The organism is Propioniciclava sp., from assembly GCF_036744435.1.
GTDB lineage: Bacteria > Actinomycetota > Actinomycetes > Propionibacteriales > Propionibacteriaceae > Propioniciclava.
Genome location: NZ_DAIOIA010000070.1, coordinates 1 through 15,728 on the forward strand (window position 1 = coordinate 1; position 15,728 = coordinate 15,728).

Here is a 15,728-nt window from a genome sequence, read left to right on the forward strand (position 1 = left end):
CCCAGCACGCGGCCGACCTGTTCGCGCTGCGGCGTCCCGGCAACATCTACAGCCGGATCATGAATCCCACCCAGAACGTGCTGGAGCAGCGGATCACTGCGCTGGAGGGCGGCCTGGCCTCCTTGGCGACCGCATCGGGGGCGGCCGCCATCACCTACGCGGTGCTCAACCTCGCGGGGAACGGCGACAACATCGTCGCCAGCGCGAAGCTGTACGGGGGAACCTATGCGCTGTTCGCGCACACCTTGCCCCAGTTCGGCATCGAGACCCGCTTCGTGGATCCCGACCATCCCGAAGAGTTGGCGGCCCACGTCGACGCCCGTACCAAGCTGGTCTTTGCCGAGTCGATCGGCAACCCGGCCCTCAACGTCTTGGGCGTACCCGCGTGGGCGGACGCCGCGCACGCCCTGGGGCTGCCGCTGATCCTGGACAACACGGTGTCCACGCCCTACCTGGAGCGGATCTTCGACCTGGGCGCCGACATCGCCGTGCACTCGGCCACCAAGTACCTGGCGGGCAACGGCACCGTGATGGGCGGTCTGATCGTGGACGCCGGCCGCTTCGACTGGACGGCTCACCCCGAGCGGTTCGCGAACCTGACGGGGCCCGATCACGCCTACCACGAGACGGTGTGGACCGAGGCCGCCGGGGCGGCCGCCTACATCATGCGGGCGCGCACGGTCATGCTGCGCAACACCGGCGCCGCGCTCGCGCCGATGAACGCGTTCCAGATCCTGCTGGGAACCGAGACGCTCCACCTGCGGATGGACCGCCACAGCAGCAACGCCCTCGCCGTGGCGTCCTATCTCGCCGCCGACGACCGCGTGGCGTGGGTGCAGTACCCGGGCCTGCCGCAGGACCCTTACCGCGCGACCGCGGACCGGGTGCTCGCCGGGCGCGGCTACGGTGGCCTGGTGAGTTTCGGAGTCAAGACCGGGCGGGAGGGCGGCGCGCGGTTCATCGAGGGCCTGACGCTGTTCAGCCACCTGGCCAACATCGGGGACGCCAAGAGCCTGGCGATCCACAACGCCACCACGACGCACAGCCAACTGACCGAGTCCGAGCTCGCCGACGCGGGCGTCACGCCCGAGGGCGTCCGGCTGTCGGTGGGCATCGAGAACGCCGACGACCTGATCGCCGACCTGGACCAGGCGCTGTCTGCGTGAGCGACCACCACCACGACAACGACGGCTCGGTCGGCTCGGTCGAGACCCAGGTCGTCCGCCTGTTCTCCGCGGAGGCGCCGCTGCGTCTGGCCGGGGGAGCGACGCTCGGCCCCGTCGACGTCGCCTACGAGACGTACGGGACGCTGGCGGCGGACCGCTCCAACGTCGTCTACATCTGTCATGCGCTGACCGGGGACGCGCACGCGGCGGGCTGGCACGAGGGAGACCGCAGGCCAGGGTGGTGGGACAACCTCATTGGGCCGGGGCGCCCCCTCGACACCGACCGGTTCTTCGTGGTGGCCAGCAACATCCTGGGCGGCTGTCGTGGCACCACCGGCCCAGGGTCGCCCGACCCGAGCACCGGGCAGGCGTACGGGATGGACTTCCCGCTGCTGGACATGGCCGATTTCGTGACGGTGCACCGCGCGCTGCTCGCCCATCTCGGGATCCCGCACCTCTTGGTGGCCCTGGGTGGCTCCCTGGGGGGCATGCAAGTGCTGGAATGGTCCCTGACCCATCCCCACGACATGAGTCACGCGGTGATCGTGGCGGCGTCCAGTCGGCTGACCGCGCAGAACATCGCCTTCTCCGCCGTGGCCCGGCGGGCGATCACCGACGACCCGAACTTCGCGGCGGGACGCTACGCGGCGCTGGGCACCAACCCCGACGTCGGGCTGTCGATCGCGCGCATGATGGCGCACATCACCTACATGTCCGAGGATGCGCTGACCGCCAAGTTCGGGCGCAACGCCCAGATCGAGGGGGCCGACCCGGGGTTCGGCATCGATTTCGCGGTGGAGAGCTACCTGGACCATCAGGGCCAGGCGTTCCTGGAACGATTCGATGCCCTCAGCTACCTGTATCTGTCCCGCGTCATGGACTACTTCGACCCGTTCTCCCGGCCGGACCCGCTGGAGCGCGTGGTCGCCGATCCCGTCCGCTACCTGCTGCTGAGCTTCGACACGGATTGGCGCTTCTCCACGGCCCACACGCTGCGGATCCTGGCGCACCTGGAGCGGGCCGGCTTGCCGGTGACGTTCCGGGAGTTGAGCTCGCCTTACGGACACGATTCCTTCCTTCTCGTGGATCCCGTCTACCACGCGACACTGCGGGCCTTCGTCGACCGGGCACTGGAGGTGCGCTGATGAGCAGACACGACGGGTTGCGCCTCGACTTGGCGCTGGTCGCCGACCAGATCTTCGACGGATCGCGCGTGCTCGACCTCGGCTGCGGTGAGGGGGTCCTGCTAGAGCACCTGATCGCGACGCGCGGTTGCCGCGGCACCGGCGTGGAGATCGACGCCGATGCCGTGCTGGTGGCGATTCGTCGCGGTGTCCCGGTCATCGAGCGCGACATCGACGTGGCCCTGGCCGACATCGCCGATGACTCCTACGACACGGTGGTGCTCTCGCGCACGCTGCAGACGATGCTGCGTCCCGAGTACGTGCTGCAGAACATGGCCCGGGTCGCGGAGCGGATGGTCGTCTCGGTGCCCAACTTCGGCTATTACCCCAACCGACTGCGCCTCCTCGCCGGTCGGATGCCGATCTCGAAGGAGATCCCGTACGCGTGGTACAACTCCCCGAACCTGCGCTTCACCACGCTGGCTGACCTGGAGGATCTGTTCTCGCAACTGGGTCTGATCATCGACCGCCGCTACACCTACACCCAAAGCGGGCGGCGGCTGCGGATGTACGGCCGCGTCCCTAACCTGCTCGCCGGTGCTGCGGTCTACGTCCTGCGTCCCGGGATCTGACGGTCGGTCGCACCGGGTCGCCAGCGGCTACCGGCCCGCGAGTGCGGCGAGGATCCGCTGAGCGCTGCCACCGAGATTGAGCTCGTCGCTGAGGTGGGCGAACGCGTCCGGGTCCCGCGGGGCGCGCGGCAGCGTCAGATCGAGGTCGGGCAGGGGCACCGCGGTGGCCGCGGTCACGACCTGGGCCGCCGGTCCGAGATAGTCCACCGAGGCGGTCAAGGCCCTGCGGACGCCGGGGGAGAGTTCCCCCACGTGTGCGGCGATGCCCGCCAGGTCGCCGAACCGTCCGATCAGACTGGCGGCTGTCTTCTCGCCGATGCCCGTGACGCCAGGCAGCCCGTCGGAGGGGTCACCGCGCAGCACGGCGAAGTCGACGTAGTCAGCGCCCGTGACCCCGTACTTGGCGCGCAGCCAGGCGTCGTCGACGCGTTCGTGCCGGGAGACCCCACGCGCGACGTAGAGGACGCGGGTGGGGCGGGTCGGCTCGACGAGCTGGAACAGGTCCCGGTCACCGGTGACCACCTCGACAGGGCCGTCGGCGCGGCGGGCCAGCGTCGCGATCACGTCGTCGGCCTCATAGTCGAGGGCCCCGACCACCGGCAACCCGAGGGCCTCCAGGGTGGCGCGGATCCAGGGGACCTGCCGATTGAGGTCGTGCGGCACCTCCTCGACGTCGCCGGACGCGACCCGGTGTGCCTTGTAGCTCGGCACCAGGGCGACCCGCCAGGCGGGCCGCCAGGCTTCATCCCAGCAGCAGGCCACGCGCTCGGGGCGGTACTCGGTGATGAACCGGGCCAGGAAGTCCAGCAGGCCGCGCACAGCGTTCACAGGTTCTCCGGTGCGGCCCGTCAGGCTGGCAGGGAGGCCGAAGAAAGCGCGGAAATACAGCGAGGCTGAATCAAAAAGTAGCGTCGACGAGCCATCCATGGTGCATCAGTGTGTCACGATGACCGGGTGGAAAGCACCGACGAGCAGATCATCGGCCTGTTGTCCCGGGACGGCCGGATGTCCTACACCGACCTGGGCAAGGCGACGGGGCTGTCGACGTCCGCGGCGCAGCAGCGGGTGCGACGCCTCGAACAGCGCGGCGTCATCCAGGGCTACAAGGCCGTCATCGATCCAGAAGCCCTGGGCAAGCTGTTGACCGGGTTCGTGTCGGTGCGGTTGCGTGACGACGCCGGTGAGGACGACCTGCCCGAGAGGATCGCCGACCTGCCCGAAGTGGTCTCCTGCTACTCGATGGCCGGCCTGGCGAGCTACCTGCTGAAGGTGCAAGTGGAATCGCCAGCCGACCTCGAGCGTGTGCTGAAGGAGATCCGGCATCGGGTCCCGGTGGCCACCGAGACCCAACTCGTGCTCAGCGTGCCTTACGCGGACCGCCCGCTGGTCTGATCGGCCAAGCCCTGCAGCAGGGCGGCCTCGGCCAGCGATGCGGCCTCGAGGTCGATCAGGTCGAGGGATTCGTCGATGCCGTGCATCCGCGAGTCCGGGTCGCTGACGCCCGTGACCAGGATCTGCGCCTGCGGGTAGGCGCGTTGGAAGTCGGCCACCATCGGGATCGAGCCGCCCTGGCCCATCTCGACGACCGGGTTGCGGAAGGCGCTGGAGTAGACGTCGCGGGCGAGGTCGGCCACGGGGCCCGCCATCGCGACGGACGTGCCGGAGCCGGTCGACCCGTCGGTGACGGTGACGTTCGCGCCGAAGGGGGCATGCTCGATCAGATGCCTGCGCAGGGCCTCCAGTGCGGCGGCCGGATCCTGGTTGGGGGCGATCCGCATGCTGACCTTGGCGCGAGCCGTGGGGGAGAGCGTGTTGGACGCGTCCGCCACGGAGGTCGCGTCCAGGGCGAGCACCGTGATGGCGGGGCGGCCCCACACCCGGTCGGCGATCGGTCCCGTCCCGATGAGCTGGACGCCGGGCAGCAGCCCGGCCTCCTCCGCGATCCGTTCCGCCGGGTAGTCAAGGGCGAACGGCGCGGCCTGCGCCAGGCCGGCGACCGCCACATCCCCGGAGTCGTCGTGGAGGGTAGCGAGTAGCCGGATGAGCGTGGTCAGCGCATCGGGTGCCACGCCGCCGAACTGGCCCGAGTGCAGGGCGTGATCGAGGGTGTCGACCTGGACGACAAGGTCGACCAGTCCGCGCAGCGCCGTGGTGAACGCCGGCGTGCCGACCAGCCAGTTACCCGAGTCGCAGATGACGAACACGTCGGAGGCCAAGGCCTCGGAGTGGCGGGCGAGGATGTCGGCGAGAGTGGGGGAGCCGATCTCCTCCTCGCCTTCGATGAAGAGGGTCACGCCCACGGGCGGCTTTCCGCCGAAGGCGCGCAGGGCGGCCAGGTGGACCGCGATCCCGGCCTTGTCGTCCACCACGCCGCGGCCGTACAGCCGCGCGCCGCGCTGGGTCGCCTCGAAGGGGGCGCTGCTCCACAGGGTGAGATCGCCGGTCGGCTGAACGTCCAGGTGCGCGTAGAGGCAGACGGTGGGCTGCCCCTCCGGCGCAGGGAAACGGGCGATGATGGCGGGTTGACCGCCCTCGCGCACCACCTGGATGTCGGGGCAGGCCAGGTCGGCCAACAGTGCGCTGACGGCGTCGACCGCCCGCTCGACGTCGGCGTGCCGGTCCGGTAGCGAACTGACCGAGGGGATCGCGACCAGGGCCGTGAGGTCCTCGACGACGCCAGGGAGCAGAGCGGACACGCGCGCAGCAAGATCATCAGTCATACCGCCACTCTAGAACCGCTCGGCTCAGCGACTACGCTTTCCGCCGTGACCGCCGCATCCCCGTCCGTTCCCTCCCCTCGTCGTGCGGGCGGTCTGCCGTGGTGGGCCCTGGTGGTGATCGCGGCGGTCGGCGGGCTGTGCGCCTCGCTGGCCTTCGCCCCGTTCGGCTGGGCCCCCTGCGCGGTCCTCGCCGTCGCGGTGTTGACCTGGTGTACGCAGGTCGCCCGCAGCGGCGGCAGTGCGCTCGCTGCAGGCGCTGGGTTCGGCGTTGCCTTCATGGGGACCTCGCTGATTTGGCAGACCGAGATCATGATCGCGTCCTATGCCGGCCTCGTGGCGGCGACCGCCCTGGTCTTCGTCGCCATCGGGGTGCTGTCGTTCTGGGTGCGGGCGCTACCCGCCTGGCCCGTGTTCGTGGCGGCCTCGTGGTCGGTGTCAGAGTTTGTGATTTCCGTGTTTCCGTTCGGTGGCTTCGGCTGGATGCGGCTCGGATACACCCAACTCGACACTCCACTCGCAGGCCTGTACCCGCTCGTGGGTGCGGCGGGGGTCACCTTCGTGGTGGCGTTGCTGGGTGCCTGCCTGGCTGCCGTGGTGCGTGCGCCCGGGGTGCGTAGCGCCTCGGGGCTGGTGTGGATCCTCGTGGTCGCCTTGGGCGCAGGGGGCCTAGGTTCCTTGATCACCGCCACCAGCGAGGGGAGTGTCAACGTCGGCTGGGTGCAGGGGGGCGCCCCCGGCGGCGGCGTCTACGGGCTGGGCCCGGCCCGCAGCATCACCTACAACTCCCGCGACGAGACGGCCGCGCTGATGCGCCGCGTCGCCGCCGGGGAGGAGCCCGCGCCGCAGTTCATCGCGTGGCCGGAGAACTCCACCGATCTCGACCCCCGGACGGACGCGGCGACGAGGAACGCCGTGCAGTCGGCGGTGGACGGGGCAGGCGTGCCGATCCTGGTGGGATCGATCTTCGAGGATGCGGCCTCCCAGACGCGGCAGACTGTAGCCGTCTGGTGGACCTCGACGGGCGGCGACCTGGTGTACGCCAAACGAAACCTGGTGCCCTTCGGCGAGTGGATCCCCGGTCGCGACCTGTTGCTGCCGCTGATCCCGCAGTTGAGCTACGTGGGCGCCGACTCGGTTCCGGGCAGCACCCCGGGCGCCTTCGTGGCGGCGCTGCCGGACGGCAGCGAACTGCCCGTGGGCGTGGCGATCTGCTACGAGGTGATCTTCCCCGAGACCCTCAACCAGGCGGTCGAGTCGGGGGCGCGGATCCTCATCGTGCAAAGCAGCAACGCCATGTACCAGGGCACCAATCAGATCGCCCAGCAGTTCACGATCACGCGGGTGCGCGCCGCCGAGATGCGGCGCACCATCTCCGTCGTCACGACGTCCGGGATTTCGGGGCTCATCGGTCCCCAGGGGCAGGTGCTGCGGCAGGCGCCCGACTCGGTGGCTGCCTCCGGGGTGGACAGTCTTCCCCTGGAGACGACGCCGCCGACCCCGGCGATGCTCCTGCAGCCCTGGCTGGAGTACGCACTTTCCCTGATGGCAGTGTTCGGGGTGGGGTGGGGCGCGCTACGGCGTCTGCAGGCGCGTCGGGGTGGAAGAATGGAGGCCGTTGCCTCGCAGGCGAGCGCTTAAGGAGCGAACATGGAACAGCCCTACCTCGGGCTCGGCCGGATCCTGGTGATCATCCCGACCTACAACGAGATCCAGAACGTCGACATGATCACGTCACGAGTCCGCGCCTCGGTGCCGGAGGCGCACCTCCTGATCGCCGATGACAACTCGCCCGACGGGACAGGCAAGCGCGCCGACGAACTGGCGGCGTCCGACGACCACATTCACGTCGTGCACCGGCAGGGCAAAGAGGGGCTCGGCAAGGCCTACCTGGACGCGTTCCGCTGGGGCCTGGGCGAGGGCTACGACGTCCTGGTGGAGCACGACGCCGATGGCTCCCACCAGCCCGAGGAGCTCCCCAAGCTCTTGAATGCCCTCGTGAACGCCGACATGGTCAAGGGCAGCCGCTGGGTGCCCGGTGGCAGCGTCGTCAACTGGCCCAAGTCCCGCGAGTTCATCTCGCGAGGCGGTTCCCTGTGGACCCGCATGTGGCTCGGCATCCCGGTGAAGGACCCGACGGGTGGGCTGAATCTGTTCAAGGCGCAGGTGCTGCGCGACATCATCGACGACATCTCCACCTACGGTTACGGCTTCCAGGTGGACCTCACCTGGAACGCGCTGCAGCACGGCTACCGGGTGGTGGAAGTGCCGATCGAGTTCGTGGAGCGCGAGCACGGGGTCTCCAAGATGAGCTCCGACATCATCGTCGAGGCAGCCCTCCAGACCGCCCGCTGGGGCATCAAGCACCGCACGGAGCAACTCAAGCAGCTGGCGAGCGGCTTCGGCGATCAGGCAGGCAAGGCTGGGGAGAAGGCGGGCCGCTTCGTCGGGGCCGTCTCGAAAGCGGCCAGCGACACGGTGACGAACCGCAAGACCAAGGGCAGCGGGCACTGATGCGCGGCTCGCGGGTGGTCCTCGCGGTGGTCGGCGTGCTCGCCGTCGCCGAGATCGCCCTGCTGGCTTGGCTGGGACAACTGATCGGCGTCTGGTGGACGCTCCTGATCCTCGTCGTGGGCGGCGTCGTCGGCGGGATGATCGCCCGGCACGAAGGTTCGAAGGCCTGGGCCTCGTTGCGTGAGGCACAGGCGCACCCCGAGGAGGCGTCCTCCCGGCTCACCGACGCGGCCTTGGTGCTGACCGGCGGTGGGCTGATCGCGTTGCCCGGGCTGATCACCGATGTGATCGGCCTGGTGTTCATCGTTCCCGTCACCCGTCCGCTCGCCCGCGCGGGTGCGCGGGCCCTCCTGCAGGCGTTGACGCGGCCGTACCGTGACCAGATCGACCTGATGCAGGCGAAGACGGATCCGGGATCGGTGGTGGAGGGGGAGGCGGTGACGCCCACCCACGACGGTGGGCCCTCACCCCGACGCGACGATCCCGGGGTCATCCGTGGCGAGATCGAACCCTGAGCTGGACACAGGAGGGGCCGCGTACCGATGTGGTGCGCGGCCCCTCCTGATGTGATCAGGGTTCTTGCCGGATCTCGCCCAGACGCTCGGCGAGGATGTCTTCGAGTTCCTCGATCGAGCGGCGTTCCCGCAGCATGTCCCAGTGGGTGCGCTGCGGCTTGACCTCTTTGGGCTCGGGCTCCACCCCGTCGGACCGGCGCGCCATCTGCCCGCACCGCGGGCATTCCCACTCGGTGGGGAGTTCGGCCTCAGCCGCGAACGTGACCGCGAAGTGGTGGGCGTTCGGACAATCGAATGCGATTTCCTGGCGGGCCGCCATCTCGACCCCCGACGGGTCGGCGAGGCTCTTCGAGCCAAGACCGTGGCCCCTCAATGCCTTGTCTGCCATGTGTCCTCCCTTCGTGTTCGTAACGCTACCGGGCGCGGCGTTGTTCCTGAATCCGCCCACGGTCCCTCCTGTGGATCAGGCGCGCTGGGCGGCGGGGTCGCTGACCCGCAGCATCAGCGCCAGACCCGCGACCAGCACCACGACGATGCCGAGGATCCCGAAGTACTGCGTCGTCGACGATCCGGTCAGCGCCGCGCCGACGGCGATGGCGAGACCGAAGAGGGTGGGGGACAGGAACGAGATGGCCCGTCCGGTCGTGGCGTACAGCCCGAAGATCTCCCCGGATTTGCCCTCGGGGATGGCACGGGCCAGGAAGGAACGAGACGCTGACTGCGCGGGTCCGACGAACGCGCACATGGCGAGGCCGAGCGTCCAGAACACGATCTGGCCGCCGTCGTGGGCCAGGAAGACGCCGAGTCCCAGCAGGCAGAGGGCCACCAAGGAGATGAGGATGACCCGTTTGGGTCCGATCCGGTCGTCGAGATAGCCGAAGCCGATCGTCGAGATCCCGGCCACCACGTTCGCGACGGCGCCGAAGATGATGACCTCGCCCGCGGAGAATCCGAAGGTCTGCGCGGCCAAGACCGCCCCGAAGGCGAACACCCCACTCAGCCCGTCACGGAACAGCGCCGACGCGATCAGGAAGCGCGCGGTGTTGCGATCCTCATCCCACAACCGCTTCAGGGACGCCCACAGCATCCGGTAGGAGGCCACGACGCCCACCCGCGGTGCAGCCGGTCGTGGGGCGTCCTTCAAGGCCACGAACGTCGGGATCGTGAAGCACAGGATCCACACGGCACACACCAGCATGGACACCCGGATGTCCATGCCGTTGTCACCGGTGACGCCGAACAGCCCGACGTCGGGGGAGATGAAGCCGAAGTACAGCACCATCAAGGCGACGATGCCGCCCAGGTAACCCAGCCCCCAGCCGAAGCCGGACACGCGGCCGACGTCCTTCTTGGTGGCGACGTGGTCGATGAGGGCGTAATAGTTGACGTTGGCGATCTCGCCGACGATCGAGGCCACGCCGAGGATGCCGAGTCCCAGCCACAGGTAGGAGGGGGCGGGGGCGACGAAGAACAGGCAGCTCGCCAGCAACGCGATCGCCCACGTCTGCCACCGCAGGTTTCGGACGGTGTGACCGGTGCGGTCGGAGGACTGCCCCAGCACCGGGGCGATGACCGCCACGATGAGCCCGGCGATCGTCGTGGACACCGACAACGCGATGGAGGTGTCGTTCTCCGTGCCGAACGCCGACCCGGTGATGTAGACGGAGAAGACAAACGTGATGATGACCGTGTTCAGGGGCTGGGTTCCCCAGTCCCACATCGCCCAGGCCCAGACCCGGCGCCGCGAACTGCGGCGCGGGTTGGCCTCCAGGGCCGTGATCGTCGAATCGCTCATCAGTTGTCCTCCCACAGCCCGCGGCTGATCGCCACATCCTTGAGTGTCACCAAGTCGTCGGAGACGATCCCGTCGACCCCCAGATCCAGGAGCCGCTCCATGGTGGCACGATCGTTGATCATCCACACATGCACGCGGGCACCGCGGGCATGCGCCGCCGCGATCAGCCCGGGCGTCAGGAGCGGGAGCGCAGTGCCGGGCACCTGCATCGGCATCTGGAAGGCGGCCGCGGCGAGCGGCCAGCAGCGGCGCACCCCCGGTACGGCGTAGGCCGCCACCTCGACGGGGGACGCGGCGGTGGCCACGCGCCCGCCGGTCGCCCGCCGGAAAGCCGTGATGCTCCTCGTGGTGAAACTCCCCACGCAGACCCGGTCGGCAGCGTCATGGACGCGCAGTGCCGTTACCAGTGGGTCGACCGCACCGGGATGCTTGATGTCGATGTTGAACCGCGCCTCTGGCAGCGCCTCCAGCAGTTCGCCCAGCGTCGGGATCGGCTCGCTGCCTCCGATGCGGGCCCGCGACACCTCCGCATAGGGGAGGTCGGCGATGAGGCCCGTGGCGTCGGTGACACGGTCGAGCCGGTCGTCGTGGAACGCGATGAGCTGTCCGTCCTGGGTGGCGTGGACGTCGGTCTCGAGGTAGCGGAAACCGAGCGTGTGCGCTGCGACGAAGGCCTGCAGCGTGTTCTCCAGTTCGGGCGGAACGCCGGGGGAGAACCCGCCTCGATGGGCCAGCGCCGCGAAGGGCGCCTCGAAGTACGGGTAGGCGTCCGCGGGCATGCTGCACACCCTAGGGAGCCCACGTGAACAGAGGGTGAAGACGCGACGGCGAAGGAGCACAATAGGCCCCCGTGACGACGATTCTCTCGATCCAGTCCTCGGTCGCCTACGGCCATGTGGGAAACAGTGCGGCCACCTTCCCGCTGATGCGCCTCGGCGTCGAGGTGTGGCCGGTGCTGACCGTCCACTTCTCCAACAACACCTCCTACCCGAGCAAGCGCGGTCCGCTGCTGGCTCCCAGCGATGTCGCCGAGGTCGTGACGGGCATCGACGAACTGGGCGTCCTGGCGCAGGTGGACGCCGTCTTGACCGGGTACCAGGGCGCCCCTGAGATGGGGGCGGAGATCCTGCGGATCGTCGCTCTGGTCAAGGAACGCAACCCGAAGGCCGTGTGGTGCTGCGACCCGGTCATGGGCGACGTGGGCCGCGGGATGTACGTGCTGCCGGGCATCCCCGAGTTCATGCGCGACCACGTGGTGCCTGCCGCCGACATCCTGACCCCCAACCATTACGAACTCGACTACCTCACGGGTCGGGAGACCCACACCGTGGCCGACGTGCTGGGGGCCGCTGACGCCCTGCGCGCGCAGGGCCCCGGGACCGTGCTGGTCACCTCCGTGGTGGCCGAGGGCGCCGACCCCGACACGGTGATGATGGTCGCCGTTGGGGAACAGGGTGCCTGGTCGGTGACGACCCCGCTGCTGGAACGCTCGTTCACCGGATCGGGGGACCTGACCGCCAGCGTCTTCCTCGCCTCCTTGCTGGAGGACGAGTCGCTGGAGACCGCCGTTGGCCGTACGGCCGCCGTGGTCTACTCCGTGCTGGAGAAGACCACCGAGCTGGGCCGCCGGGAGTTGGCCTTGGTTCCTGCGCAGGACGAACTGATCGCGCCGAGCCACACGTTCGAGGTGCGCCGGCTGCGCTGAGAACGCCGAACGCGACGCTCCCCGCCCGGGCCGTGGCCTGGACGGGGAGCGTCGAGGATGATCAGGTCGGTCAGTCGTAGAAGACCTGGATGTCGGCTCCCAGCCGGTTGAGCCGGTTCGCGAGGTCTTCGTACCCGCGATTGATGACGTAGACGTCACGCAGCACGGTCACCCCGCGCGCCGCCATGCTGGACAGCAGCAGGCAGACCGCCGGACGCAGCGCCGGCGGGCACACGAGTTCCTGGCTACGCCAGCTCGTCGGCCCCTCCACGATGAGCCGGTGCGGGTCGAGCAGCGTCGTCCGGGCGCCCAGCTTGCCCAGCTCCAGCAGGTGGATCGCCCGGTTCTCGTACACCCAGTCGTGGATCAGCGTCCGACCCTCTGCCTCGGCGGCGATGACCGCGAAGAAGGGCAGATTGTCGATGTTGAGGCCCGGGAAGGGCATCGGGTGGATCTTGTCCTGAGCCGCCCGCAACGTGCTCGGGTGGACGGTGATGTCGACCAGCCGCGTCCTGCCGTTGGCGGCCGCGTACTCCTCGCTGAGGTCGTAGCGCAGCCCCATGTCGCCGAGGATCGCCAACTCGATCTCCAGGAACTCGATGGGGGCACGGCGCACCGTCAGCTCGGACTTCGTGACGACGGCGGCGGTGATCAGGCTCATCGCCTCGATCGGGTCCTCGGACGGAGCCACCCGCACATCGGCGGAGATGTCTTCGGTGCCCGTGACGGTGAGGGTCGTCGAGCCGATGCCCTCGATGGTGACGCCGAGCGCCTCCAGGAAGAAGCACAGGTCCTGGACCATGTAGTTGGGCGACGCGTTGCGGATCACCGTCGTGCCCGGGTAAAGGGCGGCGGCCATGAGCACGTTCTCGGTGACGGTGTCGCCACGCTCGGTCAACGTGATGTGACGCACCCCGCCGTCGGTCTCGCGGACCGCCGCGTTGTACCAGCCGTCGGTGGCCTTCACGTTGAGTCCGAAGAACTGCAGCGCCTGCAGGTGCGGGGTCACCGTGCGGGTGCCCAGGTCGCAGCCACCGGCATACGGCAGCCGGAACTCCGGCAGCAGGTGCAGCAGCGGGCCGAGGAACATGATGACGCTGCGGGTCCGGCGGGCGGCCTCCACGTCGAGGGAGGCCAGGTCGAGGGTCTCCGGGCGAACCAGTTCGAGTTCGGACTTGTCGGCCGACCACGTCACCTGGACGCCGATGGACTCCAGGACCTCGAGGATGCGGTTCACCTCCTCGATCCGTGCGATGCCTTCCAGGGTGGTGCGTCCCTTGTTGAGCAGGGAAGCGCACAGCAGGGCGACCGCGGCGTTCTTGGAGGAACGCACGTCGATCTGCCCGGACAGGGTCGTGGGGCCCTTGATGCGCAGATGCATGGTGCGACCCACCGGGGCCAGCGAGGGGTCCTGCAGGGCTGCGGCGATGCGGGCGATTTCGTCGAGGTCGAGCGTGCGAGCGCCCATCTCGATGTCGCGCATGTCGGAGGGTTCCAGTGCCAGGGCCTCGGCAACCTGGGAGTGGGTGAGGCCGCGCTGCATGCGGGCATCCCTGATGAGCCGGCCGATGCCGGTGGAGGATTTCGAGGTCACAAGCCGCGATTCTAATGCACGGGCCAACGCCGGTCGTGTGCTGACAAAGGAGGGCATAAAGTGACAACCATGAGCTCTCACTTCGACGTCGTCGTCCTCGGCGCCGGACCAGGCGGCTACGTGGCCGCCATCCGCGCCGCCCAGTTGGGCAAGAAGGTTGCCATCATCGAGAAGGAGTACTGGGGCGGTGTCTGTCTGAACGTGGGCTGCATCCCGACCAAGTCGCTGCTCCGTAACGCCGAGCTGGCACACATCGTCACCAAGGAGGCGAAGACGTTCGGCATCTCCGGGGACATCACGGTCGACTACGGGGTGGCGTTCAGCCGCTCGCGCAAGGTGTCGGAGCGCATGGTGGGTGGCATCCACTACCTGATGAAGAAGAACAAGATCACGGAGCTTCACGGCTGGGGCACCTTCGTCGACGCGCACTCGATCTCCGTGACGGCCGAGGACGGCTCGACCCAGACCGTCACCTTCGACAACTGCATCATCGCCGCAGGGGCCACCACGAAGCTGCTGCGCGGCACGTCGCTGAGCGCCAACGTGATCACGTACAAGGAGCAGATCCTCGCCGACGCGCTGCCGTCCTCGATCGTCATCGGCGGCTCGGGCGCGATCGGCACCGAGTTCGCCTACGTGCTCAACAGCTACGGGGTGGACGTCACCATCGTGGAGTTCCTCGACCGCATGGTGCCCAACGAGGATCCCGAAGTGTCGGCGGAGCTCGCCAAGGCCTACAAGAAGCTCGGCATCAAGGTGCTCACCGGCACGGCCGTGCAGGGGGTCGAAGACACCGGCTCGGGCGTCCGCGTTACCGTGGCACCCGCTCAGGGCGGCGACGCGTCGATCCTCGAGGCCGACAAGTTCCTGCAGGCCGTCGGCTTCGCGCCGCGCCTGGAAGGCTACGGCCTGGAGAACACCGGCGTCGCGGTCACCGAGCGCGGAGCGATCGCCATCGACGACTTCATGCGCACCAACGTGCCGGGCATCTACGCGATCGGCGACTGCACGGGCAAGCTGATGCTCGCGCACACCGCTGAGGCTCAGGGTGTGGTCGCGGCGGAGACGCTGTCGGGCGCAGAAACCATGGGGATCAACTACGACATGATCCCGCGGGCCACGTACTGCCAGCCGCAGGTGGCTGCCTTCGGCTACACCGAACAGCAGGCCAAAGACAAGGGCTTCGACGTCAAGGTGTCCAAGTTCCCGTTCTCGGCCAACGGAAAGGCCTGGGGGCTGGGAGATGCCGTCGGGTTCGTGAAGATCGTCGCGGACGCGCAGCACAACGAGATCCTCGGCGCGCACATGATCGGTCCGGATGTGACCGAACTCCTGCCCGAACTCGTGCTGGCCCAGACGTGGGATCTGACCGCCGATGAGGTCGGCCGGTCGATCCACGCTCACCCGACGCTGTCCGAGGCCGTCAAGGAGGCCGTTGAAGGCATCGCCGGCCACATGATCAACCTCTGAGTTCAGCCATCACGGCCCAGGGCCTCGTCGGTGTTCGTCCACCGGAGAGGCCCTGTGTCATGTCGTCACCGGGATCGACGACCGGAAGGTGGTACAACGCCAGTGCGTTGAGCCCGGTGGCGGCTCCGGCGACGGCGGCCGTGCGAGCGGGGCCGGTCGGCAAGGACAGAGCCGCGATGGCCGCCTTCGCTGCGCACCGAGCCGGGGCTGCGTGGTCGCGACGGCAGCGTCGAACAGGGCAGAGTTCTCCATGCGATAGGCGATGTCGGACACGTGGCGGCGACCCACCGCGTGAGTGGGCGCTCCAGCAACCACGGGTCGCTGAGCTCACGGCCCGTTCACAGGCGTGGCAGCACTTGTCCGATAATGAACATTATGACATTACATGTGAGGATCGGGCCCTGCGAACGGCAGAGCGGCTCCCCTCCTCAGGTCACGGCGGGACCGGTACGCTCCGGACATGACCAGCGACCATGACACCGACCCGCGCCCAGGA

General features: G+C 68.8%; 15 protein-coding genes. 9 read left to right on the forward strand and 6 right to left on the reverse strand.

Annotated features, from left to right (window positions below; all coding sequences use genetic code 11):
- From V7E09_RS09875 to metW, 3 genes are all read left to right on the forward strand, one after another.
- The coding region (locus V7E09_RS09875; protein ID WP_324523322.1) for an O-acetylhomoserine aminocarboxypropyltransferase/cysteine synthase family protein at window positions 1-1,166 on the forward strand (1,166 nt) is incomplete at its 5' end.
- Window positions 1,163-2,311, forward strand: coding sequence for a homoserine O-acetyltransferase MetX (gene metX / locus V7E09_RS09880; RefSeq protein WP_324509768.1), 1,149 nt, complete (start codon window positions 1,163-1,165; stop codon window positions 2,309-2,311). The genes V7E09_RS09875 and metX, both read left to right, overlap by 4 nt.
- Window positions 2,311-2,922 (forward strand): methionine biosynthesis protein MetW, encoded by a 612-nt coding sequence (gene metW / locus V7E09_RS09885; protein ID WP_324509770.1) that lies wholly within the window; start codon window positions 2,311-2,313, stop codon window positions 2,920-2,922. Before metX ends, metW begins: the two co-directional genes overlap by 1 nt.
- 27 nt (window positions 2,923-2,949) lie before the next feature.
- Here the strand turns inward: metW and V7E09_RS09890 are convergent, their stop codons facing one another.
- The gene (locus tag V7E09_RS09890) at window positions 2,950-3,849 is read right to left on the reverse strand and encodes a 5'-3' exonuclease (RefSeq protein ID WP_324523323.1); all 900 of its coding nucleotides are present in this window, start codon (window positions 3,847-3,849) and stop codon (window positions 2,950-2,952) included.
- A gap of 27 nt (window positions 3,850-3,876) precedes the next feature.
- On the opposite strand from V7E09_RS09890, the gene V7E09_RS09895 reads away from it, so the two are divergent.
- Window positions 3,877-4,314 (forward strand): Lrp/AsnC family transcriptional regulator, encoded by a 438-nt coding sequence (locus V7E09_RS09895; protein WP_324509774.1) that lies wholly within the window; start codon window positions 3,877-3,879, stop codon window positions 4,312-4,314.
- Here V7E09_RS09895 and V7E09_RS09900 read toward each other — a convergent pair.
- Window positions 4,290-5,642, reverse strand: coding sequence for a dipeptidase (locus V7E09_RS09900; protein WP_324523324.1), 1,353 nt, complete (start codon window positions 5,640-5,642; stop codon window positions 4,290-4,292). The two genes, V7E09_RS09895 and V7E09_RS09900, sit on opposite strands and share 25 nt — an antisense overlap.
- A gap of 45 nt (window positions 5,643-5,687) precedes the next feature.
- Here V7E09_RS09900 and lnt point away from each other — a divergent pair, with 45 nt between their 5' ends.
- Genes lnt through V7E09_RS09915 form a run of 3 tightly spaced genes read left to right on the forward strand, consistent with a single transcriptional unit; the run spans window position 5,688 to window position 8,668 of the window.
- On the forward strand, window positions 5,688-7,280 hold the full coding sequence (gene lnt, locus V7E09_RS09905) for an apolipoprotein N-acyltransferase (RefSeq protein WP_324509778.1): 1,593 nt from the start codon (window positions 5,688-5,690) through the stop codon (window positions 7,278-7,280).
- A gap of 9 nt (window positions 7,281-7,289) precedes the next feature.
- Complete coding sequence (locus V7E09_RS09910; RefSeq protein ID WP_324509780.1) at window positions 7,290-8,153, forward strand: polyprenol monophosphomannose synthase; 864 nt, start codon at window positions 7,290-7,292, stop codon at window positions 8,151-8,153.
- Entirely contained in the window at window positions 8,153-8,668 is a 516-nt protein-coding gene (locus V7E09_RS09915; RefSeq protein WP_324509781.1) for an FxsA family protein, read from the forward strand. Before V7E09_RS09910 ends, V7E09_RS09915 begins: the two co-directional genes overlap by 1 nt.
- Window positions 8,669-8,723: 55 nt before the next feature.
- Here the strand turns inward: V7E09_RS09915 and V7E09_RS09920 are convergent, their stop codons facing one another.
- The 3 genes from V7E09_RS09920 to V7E09_RS09930 form a co-directional block, all read right to left on the reverse strand.
- On the reverse strand, window positions 8,724-9,056 hold the full coding sequence (locus tag V7E09_RS09920) for an RNA polymerase-binding protein RbpA (RefSeq protein WP_129457420.1): 333 nt from the start codon (window positions 9,054-9,056) through the stop codon (window positions 8,724-8,726).
- Between the two features lie 75 nt (window positions 9,057-9,131).
- Window positions 9,132-10,463, reverse strand: coding sequence for an MFS transporter (locus V7E09_RS09925; protein WP_324523325.1), 1,332 nt, complete (start codon window positions 10,461-10,463; stop codon window positions 9,132-9,134).
- The gene (locus V7E09_RS09930) at window positions 10,463-11,242 is read right to left on the reverse strand and encodes a glycerophosphodiester phosphodiesterase (protein WP_324523326.1); all 780 of its coding nucleotides are present in this window, start codon (window positions 11,240-11,242) and stop codon (window positions 10,463-10,465) included. The genes V7E09_RS09925 and V7E09_RS09930 overlap by 1 nt, the downstream gene beginning before the upstream one ends.
- Before the next feature lie 71 nt (window positions 11,243-11,313).
- Between V7E09_RS09930 and pdxY the strand changes: the two genes are divergently transcribed.
- Window positions 11,314-12,168, forward strand: a complete 855-nt coding sequence (gene pdxY, locus V7E09_RS09935) for a pyridoxal kinase PdxY (protein WP_324523327.1) — start codon at window positions 11,314-11,316, stop codon at window positions 12,166-12,168.
- A gap of 70 nt (window positions 12,169-12,238) precedes the next feature.
- On the opposite strand, the gene V7E09_RS09940 is transcribed toward pdxY, so the two are convergent.
- On the reverse strand, window positions 12,239-13,762 hold the full coding sequence (locus V7E09_RS09940) for a UDP-N-acetylglucosamine 1-carboxyvinyltransferase (RefSeq protein WP_324509785.1): 1,524 nt from the start codon (window positions 13,760-13,762) through the stop codon (window positions 12,239-12,241).
- Between the two features lie 69 nt (window positions 13,763-13,831).
- On the opposite strand from V7E09_RS09940, the gene lpdA reads away from it, so the two are divergent.
- A complete protein-coding gene (lpdA, locus tag V7E09_RS09945; RefSeq protein WP_324509786.1) occupies window positions 13,832-15,232 on the forward strand; it encodes a dihydrolipoyl dehydrogenase in 1,401 nt (466 codons plus the stop codon).
- The last annotated feature ends 496 nt before the right edge of the window (window positions 15,233-15,728 follow it).